The organism is Bradyrhizobium sp. (assembly GCF_035273305.1).
Taxonomy (GTDB): Bacteria; Pseudomonadota; Alphaproteobacteria; order Rhizobiales; family Xanthobacteraceae; genus Bradyrhizobium.
The window spans coordinates 1-10,692 of record NZ_DATEPI010000016.1 but is presented as its reverse complement, the minus strand read 5'-3'; the positions used below and the strand labels follow the sequence as shown (position 1 = coordinate 10,692).

The window sequence follows — 10,692 nt, the reverse complement described above, 5'->3', positions numbered from 1 at the left end:
GGCGACCACCGAACGGGGCTCCAGCGTCACTCCGGTGTGGCGGCCAAAGATGAAATCCGCTTCCACCACCTCATCGGCGTCGGCGAACGCGGCGTCAACCGTCCCAACGTCGAGGTGGCGCTCGAAGGCCAGATTGTCGCCGAGGACGGGATGAATGACGGGGGTCTGCGCGTCGAGGGCGGTGCGCATATCTGTGACCGCCGCCAGCTCCTCGTATTCGACGCTGACGGATTCGATCGCATCCTCGGCGACCGCACGGCTGCTTGCGACGACGGCGGCGACGGCTTCCCCCTGCCAGCAGGCCCGCTCGATCGCAATCGCGTGCTGTGGTGCTGACTTGAGTCCTTTCAGATGCGAGAGCACCCCCACCCACGGCGTGATCACGGAGGCGAGGTCCTTGCCGCTCACGACCGCGATGACACCGGGCAAAGCCACTGCCGCAGCTGTATCGATGCCGACAATACGCGCATGCGCGTGCGGAGAGCGGATGAATGCCACGTGGGCCATGCGCGGCAATTCCATATCGCTGACATAGAGCCCACGCCCCTGCATCAGCCGATCGAGATTGGGACGCGGCACCGACTTGCCGATGTAGGAGTTCGGCCGATCGAGTTCAGACAGTATTTCGGGATTGGCTGTCGTAACTGTCATGCCCGGCGTCCGGTGCGGGTCCGCGCGGTGGTCTCCACCGCGTCGATGATGGCGTGGTACCCGGTGCAACGACAGTAATTGCCGGAGAGATGCTCGCGAATCCGCTCGCGGTCCGGCGCCGGCTCCCGCCTCAACAAATCCTGCGCGGCCATCAGCATTCCCGGCGTGCAGTAGCCGCACTGCAGCGCATTGCGATCGCGGAACGCCGCCTGCAAATCGGCTACCTCACCACTGTCGGACAATCCCTCGATGGTCTGAACCGATGCGCCGTGCACCTGAACCGCCAGCATCAGGCAGGAACGAACGATGTCATCATTCACGCGCACGGTGCAGGCCCCGCAAACTCCGTGCTCGCAACCCACGTGAGTCCCGGTCAGCTTAAGTTGCTCACGTAGGAAGTCCGCCAGATTGATCCGGGGCAGGACTTGGGCATCGACGCGCTCGCCATTGACCTCGAGCGAGATCGGAATCGGAGCGGTCACGCATGGCCCCCGAAATCGAGATCAGGACGGCCCAGAAGCGCGGCCACGCCGCGCGCCATCAACAGCCTTGCCAGATGGCGGCGCATGGAAGCCGAGGCCTGCTGCTCTTCATGTGGGTGAAGCTCATCATCAAGCGCAGCCAATGCTGCGGCCAGCACCGCGGGCGTGATGCTCACGCCGACCAGCGCTGTCGCCGCTTTCGCCAATACCGGCCGGTCGGCGATGGCAAAAAACGCCATCCGCAGGTCTGTGAACCTGCCGCCGTCCACGACCGCCTGGGCCGCCAAACCCGTAATCGCGTAATCGCCTCGGCGGCGCGCGAATTCCTGAAAGAAATATGCTGAGTTTTTACGCGCGATCGGCAGCTCGATCTCGATCAGCAATTCTTCAGGCGATAGCACGGTCTCGTAAATGCCCTTGAAGAAATCCCCTGCCGCTACGCGCCGCTCGCCTTTCGGACCGCTGACGATAATGGTCGCATTCAGGGCCAGCATGCAGGCCGGCAGTTCGGATGCGGGATCGGCGTGCGCCAAGCTGCCGCCGATCGTTCCCCTGTTGCGGATTGCGGGGTGAGCGATCTCAGCGACGGCTTCGGCAAGCAGCGGCGCGTGGGTGGCAACTTCCGCAGATTTCTGAAGATCGACATGGCGCGTCAGCGCGCCGATTTTGAGGATATTTTTGGCTACACCGATACCGCGCAATTCGGTGAGTTCGCCGATATCCACGATGAATTCCGGAGAGATCAAGCGCAAATTCATCGCGGGCATCAAACTCTGGCCGCCCGATAGCACCTTTGCCCTGTCGCCGTATGCAACGAGCAGCTCCAATGCATTCGAGATACTGGTCGCCCGTGCGTAGCTGAAAGCCGAGGCTTTCATGAACGTAGCCTCCCCGGCTGCTTCGCCTATTTTTGCAGGATTAGACGGCGACACCCTTCAAAGGTCAAGTTTGATTATCGATGTGATTATTTGGCAGCATCCGCGTTTCGAGCGTGGCATACTCTCGGCAAATGATGCAGGCCGATGCGCGCTTCGCGTTCGTCGATCGGCCTGAGCGGGAGCAGTCGATGAATCTCGGGTTCTTCACCATGCCGGTTCACCCACTCGGCAAAGACTGGAAACTCTCGCTGCGCGAGGATCGAGAAGCCTTCCTTCTGGCCGATGAGCTCGGATTCACCGAGGCCTACGTCGGTGAGCACATCACCGACCAGGCCGAAAATATCACTTCGTCCATCGCCTTTATTGCATGGATCGCGGCGGCGACGAAACAAATCAGGCTCGGCACTGGCACCATCAACATGCCGAACACCCATCCCGCCATCGTGGCGGCCGGCGTGGCGATGCTCGATCACATACTTGATGGGCGTTTGATTTTCGGCATCAGCCCCGGCGGCCTACTATCGGACGCGGAATTGTTCGGCAACCTCGAAGCCGATCGCAATGCGATGTTTCTTGAATCGATCAATCAAGTATTGGCGATCTGGGCCGGCGATCCGCCGTATCATATCGAAGGAAAATACTGGAATATCTCTGTCGACAAGACCCTGATGATGGACATCGGCCAAGGCCCGATTGCAAAGCCCCTGCAGCAGCCTCACCCGCCGATCGTGGTCACGGCGGTCGCGCCATTCTCGAAAGGCGTGACCGAGGCTGCCGCGCGCGGCTGGGACCCGATCTCGGCCAACTTCCTGATGCCGGCTTGGGTCAAAAGCCACTGGCCAAAATATGTTGAAGGCTGCGAGCGCGCCGGCCGAACCGTCGACCCTTCCAACTGGCGCGTTGCGAAGAGCGTGTTTGTCGCAAAGGACGCGGCAACAGCCAAGGCCTATGCAACTGATCCAGATGGACCCTATGTGTACTATTATCATTCGCTGTTCACCAAACTCAAACGGAGCGGTCGCATCGAACTCTTCAAGACTCGTCGCGACCAGCCGGATGATGAAGTCACGCTGGAAACGATCTGCGACAAGCTCATCATCTATGGAACGCCGGAGAGTGTCGCGGATCAGATGCTGGCGTTTCAGGACGAGGTCGGAACGTTTGGCACGCTGCTGTATGCCGGCAAGGACTGGAAAGACCGTGAACTGGGCCGTCAATCCATGATCCTGATGGCCGAAAAGGTCATGCCGCGTATCAACGCTTGCGTCTCAACCGCGGCCAACGCGGCGCGCTCGTCGGCAGCCAGTTAGGAAAACTCGCCAGTGGCTCTCAGCGATCGCATTCCATATCAGGCGCAAATCGACCGCCCTCGGCTTAGATTGCCCGGCGGCAAAAAGCTCGCCGTCTGGGTTATCCTCAATGTCGAGGAGTGGCGGATCGAGAACGCAATGCCGAGGACCGTCCTCAGTCCGCCGATGGGACAGCCGTTGCTGCCGGATGTGCCGAATTGGTCATGGCACGAATACGGCATGCGCGCGGGGTTCTGGCGCCAATTCAAAGCCCTGACCGAACGCAACATTCCCGTGACGCTCGCGCTGAATGCCAATGTCTGCACCTCTTACCCGCGCGTTGCATCCGCCGCGCGCGAAGCCGGGTTCGAGTTCATGGGCCATGGCTTTGTTCAGGGCCCGATGCACAAGCTCGACAATCAGGCCGAGGACATCAAACGAGCCGTCGATACCATCGCGAAATTCAGCGGCAAGCACCCACGCTCCTGGGAGAGCCCCGGCCTGACGGAAACCGGAGAAACACTCGATCTGTTGCGCCTCAACGGAATCGAATACGTGGCCGACTGGGTGATCGACGATCTTCCGCAGGACATCGCGACGCCTTACGGCACCATCACGACGATTCCGTATTCGGTAGAAACCAACGATATCGTCATTCACGCCTTGCAGCATCTGCCTTCCGAGCAGTTTCTCAAGCGCTGCACGGATCAGTTCGACCGCTTGTACCTCGAGGGCGCAACCAACGCGCGGATCATGGCGATTTCGATTCACCCCTACATTACTGGCGTGCCGCATCGAATCAAATATCTCGAAGCGTTGCTCGACTATGTCATGGGCCACGACGGTGTCGCGCTCATGACGGCCAGCGAGATCGGCGATTGGTATCGCGGCGAGATGTCGAAAATCTGATCCGGGCCGTTAGCCGGGACAGATGCTTCGACCCTTAGTGGCGCTGTCGGTGCAACGAACTTGATTTGACGCAAGCACGCTTGCATCGGCTCCCCCTCATGGCTTCGACACTGAAGCATCATCAGGTCCCACAAAGCGGCCGTAACCGCCATGCGCAAACAACAGCGGCTCCCTGCGGTTATACGAATACGCCTCGACCGCACCCAGGAAGATAACATGATCTCCGCCATAGTACCGATTGGCGGCACGGCATTGGAAATTAGCCACGCTGTCGGCAAGCAACGGGGCGCCACCAAGGCCCGGCGTCCATTTTACATCGGCGAACTTTTCTTCCGACGATTTTGCGAATTTTGATGCCAGCCCTTGTTGCGAGGCGCCGAGAACGTTCACGGCAAAATGACTCGCGTTCTGGAACACGCTCAGGCCCTGAGAAAACATTCCGAGGCTCCAGAGCACCAGCGGAGGATTCAAGGACACAGAGGCAAACGAATTGCAGGTTAATCCGTATGGTTTGCCATCCGCCCCGACGGCGGTGATGATGGTCACGCCGGTGGCGTAGGTACCCAGCGCGTTGCGGAAATCCCGCGGATCGATAGCTGATTGATCGCTGGCCAGTTCGTTTGCCGGATCCTGATCGGTCGGATGCTTGGGAGCGTTGGTCATCCGTGATCTCAGAGCGTCAGGTTTTCGGAAGGCAGGCCAAGCGCAACCCGGCCGTAATTGGTGCCAGCCGCATCGAAATTAAACGCGATGTGCGAATTGATCGCGTGGGCATCGCGAAATTGCCGTTGCAGAACTCCTGACGTGAACAAGCCGCGCGCGCCGCTTGCCGAAAACAGCAGCGATACTGCTTCGGTGCACAGGTTGACGGCGAACGCGCCATCCCGACGACATTTGGTTTTGGCGGCCATATCGGGAATGTGGCCGCGCCTCGCTTCTGCCATCGCCTCGATGCAGGTCGAACGCATGATCACGCGCGCCGCGTCGATTTTGGCGGAGGCTTCCGCAATCTTGATTTGCGTGCTTTGGAGGTCGCCGATCTTGGCGCGGTTGTAGGTCGAGGCGCGATGCCGGGCGATGTCGACATAATCGTCGAGACAGGCTTGCGCGTTTCCGAGCGCGACGCCTGAAAGCACATAGGGGAATAACGAGAATACCGGCAGTTGATAAAGCGCGTTCGGATTGATAGCGCTGCCAGGCGTCGGCCCGCCATCCAGGTCGCTGACCGCCAGCGTCATCGGCTCCTCGACGAAGGCATCGTTGACCTCGACGTCATTGGATCCCGTTCCGCGCAATCCTGTCGCATCCCACGTGTCGAGAATTTTGTAGTCGCGCTTGTTCACCACAAAGATGCGATACTCGATTCCATCGGCCTCATCCTCGGTGGAAACGACACTGGCAAGCATATTCCATTCGGAGGAATCGACCCCGGACGAGAACGGCCACCTGCCCCGCAGCACATATCCGCCATCCACTTTCCGGGCGCGGCCGGCCGGAAAAATGAAGGAGGATGCGATCAGGGCGTCAGCGTCCTTGCTCCAGACCATGTCCTGGGCGCGCTTGTCGAACATTGCGAGCATCCAGTGATGGCTGGCGAGATTGGCCCAATTCCAGGCCACCGATGCGTCCGCCTGCCCGATCGCGTCGGCGCCATCGACGAGCGCGACGTAATCGAGTTCGGACCCTCCGACGCGCTTGGGCTGGAGAATCCTGAACAAACCTGATTCGTGCAGCTCGCGCTCGGTTTCCGGCGGCAAACGCCGCAATTCCTCGGTCCTCGACGCACGCTCGCGCAAGCGCGGGATCAGCGCCTCGGCACGGGCGATCATGCGCGCATACGCACCGTTCCCGTCACCCCCGGAGGGCACGCTTGCGCCTGGTTTTGGGCCAGCACCTGGCATCGGCGTTCCTTGCTAACCCGCCTGATTTACGAGATTTGGCCGATCAAGATTGCAGGGGAGCACGACAATGCCTTTCATTTTGTACGATCGCCACGAAAGCCGCTTGACCGGTCGAGCAAGTTGCTGATCGTTTATGGTGATCGCCAGTTAAGGCGCGGCGGGCGTTGCCCGTCAATCGATTTCAACAGTTGCCGAGAGGGCTCGCATGGACAAGACCGTTGGAATTATCGGGCTTGGCATCATGGGAGGCGCCATTGCCCGCAACCTTGTCGAGCGCGGATGGCACGTGATCGGATTTGATGTCGATGCCGTACGCCGGAGCGAGCTTGCGGGGACCAATGTTGAAATAGCGGCTGGCATAGCTCAGGTCGCGAGCCATTCGCCGATCATCATGACGAGCCTGCCTGGTCCGGCGGCGGTTGACCAGGTCGCCCAGCGCATCGCGGATTCCGATGTGTCTCCGCGCATTGTCGTTGAACTTTCCACGCTCAGTATCTCCGACAAGCTTCGGTTCAAATCCATCCTGGAGAACGCCGGGCATATTGCACTGGATTGTCCGCTGAGCGGAACGGGTGCGCAAGCCAAGCTTCGCGATCTCATCGTCTACGCCAGCGGAGACAGCGGGGCCATTGCCAAATGCAGGAACTTGTTTGCCGACTTCGCGAAGAAAAGCGCTGATCTCGGAAAATACGGCAACGGCAGCCGGATGAAATTTATCGCGAACCATCTCGTCGCCATACACAACGTGGCCACGGCCGAAGCGATGGTGCTGGCGCAACGTGCCGGGCTCGACGCAAAAATGGTGGTGGAGTTGGTCGGCCCGGGCGCCGGCGGTTCACGGATGTTCCAGATGCGCGCTCCGATGATGGTTGAAGGCCTTTACGAACCGCCGACCATGAAAATTTCGACCTGGAAAAAGGACATGGCTATCATCGCCGAATTCGCGGACGAAGTCGGCTGCACGACGCCACTGTTTACGCTCACGCAGCCCGTTTATGCCGAAGCTATGAAGATGGGATTGGGCGACCAGGATACGGCGGCTGTGTTCGAGGTGCTGAAAAGAACCCTCATCACGGACCCTAAGTCGATCGAAAGTGATCGCGACTAAGCGGTCGCGCGCGCTACCTCCACAACAACTCCAGCCAGCGAGTATATCAATGATCGATCGCAAGAACCGCTACGGCCGCACTGCTGCACGCATTCACGACGCCGACGGGCTCGCGCGCCGGCCGGCGTCCGCCACGATTGACATTCATGCTCACATCGTGATTCCGCAAGCCGCCAAGCTCGCCAAGCCACACCTCGATATCAGCCGGATCCCGCTGGCACATTTTGCCGACCCTGCAACCAGGGAAGTCAATGCGCAGCAGGAAAAGGATATCAGTGAGGTAATGACCGCGATTGACCGCCGCTTGTTCGATCTGGACAAGATGGGCATCGACATTCAGGTTGTCGCGCCCGCGCCGGGCCAGTGCTACTATTCGATTGATCCGAAAATTGCCGAGGCTGCGCATCGCCTCGCCAATGAGGGCGTGGTGGAATATTGCTCGCGCAAGCCCGATCGTTTTGTCGGACTCGGGGTGGTGACGTTGCAGGAGCCGGAGACCGCGGTCCGCGAGCTCGACTACATCATGAACGACCTGAAATTGAAGGGCGTCGAGATCCTGACCAACGTCGATGGCCAGGAACTATCGGATCCAAAGTTTCGACCGTTCCTTGCAAAGGCCGAAGCGCTCGGCGCTTTCATCATGATGCACCCGAATGGATTCACCCACGGCGAACGCCTGACGCATTTCTATCTCAATAACGTGCTCGGAAACCCGCTTGATACAACGCTCGCGCTTCATCATTTGATTTTTTCCGGGACCTTGGCGCGCTTCCCGGATTTGAAGCTGATGGCGGTGCACGGCGGCGGCTATCTTCCGGGCTACTCCGGACGTATCGATCACGCCTGGGGCGCGCGGCAGGATTGCCATGCCGACCTGCCACTGCCGCCGACCACATACCTGCGTCAGGTCTATCTCGATACCGTGGTGTTCTCGTATCACCAGCTCGCCTACCTGATCGACGTTTTCGGCCCGGATCGAATTGTGATGGGTACCGACTATCCATTCGACATGGCGGAATATAATCCGATTGGACATGTCGCCGGCGTGCATGGAATGGATGAGGCAACATTGGCGCAGATCGCAGGTGGCAACGCAGCTCGAGTGCTCGGGCTGGATGTTTAGGCACGCGTACCGCGCGACCAGAAGGATTCTGAAGGAGCGCGCTCCAAACGAAAAAAAGCCCGGCGGCCAGAGGCCACCGGGCTTGTATCAGCATCATCCGCGGCGTCGTTGGAGGAGCCGAAGCGATGAAGCAATCCAAACGACTTTTAAGCTCAGCCGGCCTCGACGCTGGTCGCAACCATTCCGAAAGCACCCGCATCGGCAAGGGCCGCGATCCGCGCATCGTCATAACCGAGTGTCTTCCGCAACACTTCCCTGGTGTGCTGCCCAAGCAACGGAGCCGCAACCGGATCCACGGCCGGCGTCAGGCCGAGGTGAAGCGGCGATTCAATATTGGGCACCGAACCAGCCAAAGGATGCGGAATCTGGTTGAGGCGGTGGCGCTCGCGCGCTTCCGGTGAATTGAAGGCCTCCTCGACTGTACGAAGATAACCGACAGGGATATTGGCCGCCTTCATCTTCGTTACCCAGTTTTCGCGCACGTCCTGCAGAAAAATCCCGGTGAGGATCGCGCGCAATTTATCCCGGTTTGCGGTTCGTGAGCGCCGGTCGCCGTACTCACCGCTTGCGAGATCAGGTCGGCCGAGCACCTCGATGACAAGGCGTCGATATAGCCGGTCATTGGCGCAGGCGATGTAAAACGGCGCATCTGAGCCATTATAGACGCCGACCGAAGGAGAGCCGTTAGGCGAATTACCCTGCCGGCTCGGATTCACACCGGTCATCAAATAGGCCATGCCGTAAAACTGCGTCATAGCCAGCGCGATATCGAACAGCGCTACTTCTACATGCTGGCCTCTGCCGATCCGATCGCGGGCAAGCAGCGCCATCAGGATGGCACTGCAGGCCGACATTCCCGTCATCATATCCACCGCCGGCGGACCGGTCCGCACCGGAGGCCCATCAGGAAAGCCGTTGAGCGACATGAATCCGCTTTCGGCCTGGGTGATCGGATCGAAGCCCGGACGCGACGCAAACGGTCCCTGCCGGCCGTAAGCCGAAATCGAGCAATAAACCAGCCGCGGATTGGATGGTTCGACCGACGGGTAGTCGAGACCATATTTCTTCATCACTCCGGACGAGAAGTTCTCCACCACCACATCCGCCCGCGCGATCAATTCCCGCGCGACCTCTCGCGCTTCAGGCTTGGTGAGATCAAGGACGATGTCGCGCTTATTTCGGTTCAGGCTGACATAGGCCGCGCTTTCTCCGGCGAGATCGGCGTGTTCATAGCTCCGCGTGTCGTCGCCACCATCCGGGTTCTCGATCTTGATCACCTCGGCGCCGAAATCGGCGAGCGTTTGCGTGCAAGCAGGCCCGGCCACGACCCGGGTGAAGTCCACCACCAGCAGACCATCCAGCGCAACCGGCGCGCCCTTCGTGCGTGGCGCGCGACCTGGTAATTGCGGCCTCTCGGTCATGATCCTTCCATTTCCCTCTCGCGCCTGAGATCGCGCGGCACGACTTTAAGGTCTATTCCGGGAAGGGCAACACTAGTGGAGTGGATTTGACATTCGCTACCCACCTGGCCGCGGGCTCACGAAGCGAATGTCAAATCCAAAACTCACTAAAAACGTATATTTGCTAGTGGCCCTTGATCCTAACATTCGCAAGGGTGCCCGCTGAAACGGGATGCGAATGTTGGAATGGGGCCACTAGGAAAAGCGTAGGGGTATGCGCGCGTCGCGCCCCCGCCTCGTTTCAAGTGATTGACTTATGCCAGTACAGCGAATTCGGCCACGCCCACGGATCCTGCGGCCGATACAAGCGATAGCCGGACCGGATGAAATTGTTGGCCGAGGCAACATTATCAGTGGTGTCGGACACGATGCAGCGCCATCCAATCTGCCGTGCCCGCGATTCCAACGCGCGCATCAGCCGCAATTGCAGGTCGTGGCCCCGGTGCTTTCTGAGCACGCCAACCCGGCAGAAATATCCCGCATTTGCGGCGTGAGTGGACTTGACGAGGCCGGCAAACGCAATCGGAACCGCGTCGCGGAACGCGAGCCACCAATGCCCCTGATCGAAGTCCGGAACATTTGCGCCGTCGAAGAATGTCCGCCGATGAAGCTCCGTCAACGTGTCGGTGACTTCCTCCTCATTTCCGCTCACCTCGCGAATCCTGTACCTCGGACTCACCTCAGGCATCGTCGGCCTCTCTCGATTTCCGTTTCGGTGATCCCGTTTGCTCGCGCCCAAGAGTCCACGGCTGCCTCGCCATGGTTGGCGACAGCCCTCTTGATAACCCAGCACGGATAGGCTTGCGCAGGGGCTGACCACAACAGCAGCGCTGCCATCAACGCGAAGATGCGCGTCATTTACCGAGCATGGCCTTGGCGCCGAGCCATACC

11 protein-coding genes are annotated in these 10,692 nt (G+C 59.8%); 4 read left to right on the top strand and 7 right to left on the bottom strand.

Features of this window, described 5'->3' with window-relative positions:
- From VJV58_RS01130 to VJV58_RS01120, 3 genes are all read right to left on the bottom strand, one after another.
- A partial coding sequence (locus VJV58_RS01130; protein WP_414641370.1) for a xanthine dehydrogenase family protein molybdopterin-binding subunit occupies positions 1–651 on the bottom strand: 651 nt, incomplete at its 3' end.
- Positions 648–1,133 carry a (2Fe-2S)-binding protein gene (locus tag VJV58_RS01125; RefSeq protein WP_324135467.1) on the bottom strand — a complete coding sequence of 162 codons (486 nt, stop codon included), beginning with the start codon at positions 1,131–1,133 and terminating at the stop codon, positions 648–650. The genes VJV58_RS01125 and VJV58_RS01130, both read right to left, overlap by 4 nt.
- A complete protein-coding gene (locus VJV58_RS01120; protein WP_324135465.1) occupies positions 1,130–2,011 on the bottom strand; it encodes a xanthine dehydrogenase family protein subunit M in 882 nt (293 codons plus the stop codon). The genes VJV58_RS01125 and VJV58_RS01120 overlap by 4 nt, the downstream gene beginning before the upstream one ends.
- A 188-nt stretch (positions 2,012–2,199) precedes the next feature.
- Between VJV58_RS01120 and VJV58_RS01115 the strand changes: the two genes are divergently transcribed.
- Both VJV58_RS01115 and VJV58_RS01110 read left to right on the top strand, forming a co-directional pair.
- Entirely contained in the window at positions 2,200–3,321 is a 1,122-nt protein-coding gene (locus tag VJV58_RS01115; protein WP_324135468.1) for an LLM class flavin-dependent oxidoreductase, read from the top strand.
- A 12-nt stretch (positions 3,322–3,333) separates the two neighbouring features.
- A complete protein-coding gene (locus VJV58_RS01110; protein WP_324135463.1) occupies positions 3,334–4,209 on the top strand; it encodes a polysaccharide deacetylase family protein in 876 nt (291 codons plus the stop codon).
- 96 nt (positions 4,210–4,305) lie between these two features.
- On the opposite strand, the gene VJV58_RS01105 is transcribed toward VJV58_RS01110, so the two are convergent.
- Entirely contained in the window at positions 4,306–4,872 is a 567-nt protein-coding gene (locus VJV58_RS01105; protein ID WP_324135462.1) for a flavin reductase family protein, read from the bottom strand.
- A gap of 8 nt (positions 4,873–4,880) precedes the next feature.
- The gene (locus VJV58_RS01100; protein WP_324135461.1) at positions 4,881–6,110 is read right to left on the bottom strand and encodes an acyl-CoA dehydrogenase family protein; all 1,230 of its coding nucleotides are present in this window, start codon (positions 6,108–6,110) and stop codon (positions 4,881–4,883) included.
- Between the two features lie 205 nt (positions 6,111–6,315).
- Between VJV58_RS01100 and VJV58_RS01095 the strand changes: the two genes are divergently transcribed.
- Both VJV58_RS01095 and VJV58_RS01090 read left to right on the top strand, forming a co-directional pair.
- Positions 6,316–7,218: an NAD(P)-dependent oxidoreductase gene (locus VJV58_RS01095; protein WP_324135460.1), complete on the top strand. Its 903-nt coding sequence runs from the start codon at positions 6,316–6,318 to the stop codon at positions 7,216–7,218.
- Positions 7,219–7,267: 49 nt separating this feature from the next.
- A complete protein-coding gene (locus VJV58_RS01090; RefSeq protein WP_324135459.1) occupies positions 7,268–8,341 on the top strand; it encodes an amidohydrolase family protein in 1,074 nt (357 codons plus the stop codon).
- Between the two features lie 152 nt (positions 8,342–8,493).
- On the opposite strand, the gene VJV58_RS01085 is transcribed toward VJV58_RS01090, so the two are convergent.
- Positions 8,494–9,762: a CoA transferase gene (locus VJV58_RS01085; RefSeq protein WP_324135458.1), complete on the bottom strand. Its 1,269-nt coding sequence runs from the start codon at positions 9,760–9,762 to the stop codon at positions 8,494–8,496.
- 280 nt (positions 9,763–10,042) lie between these two features.
- Positions 10,043–10,453 (bottom strand): GNAT family N-acetyltransferase, encoded by a 411-nt coding sequence (locus tag VJV58_RS01080; protein WP_414641369.1) that lies wholly within the window; start codon positions 10,451–10,453, stop codon positions 10,043–10,045.
- Between the last annotated feature and the right edge of the window lie 239 nt (positions 10,454–10,692).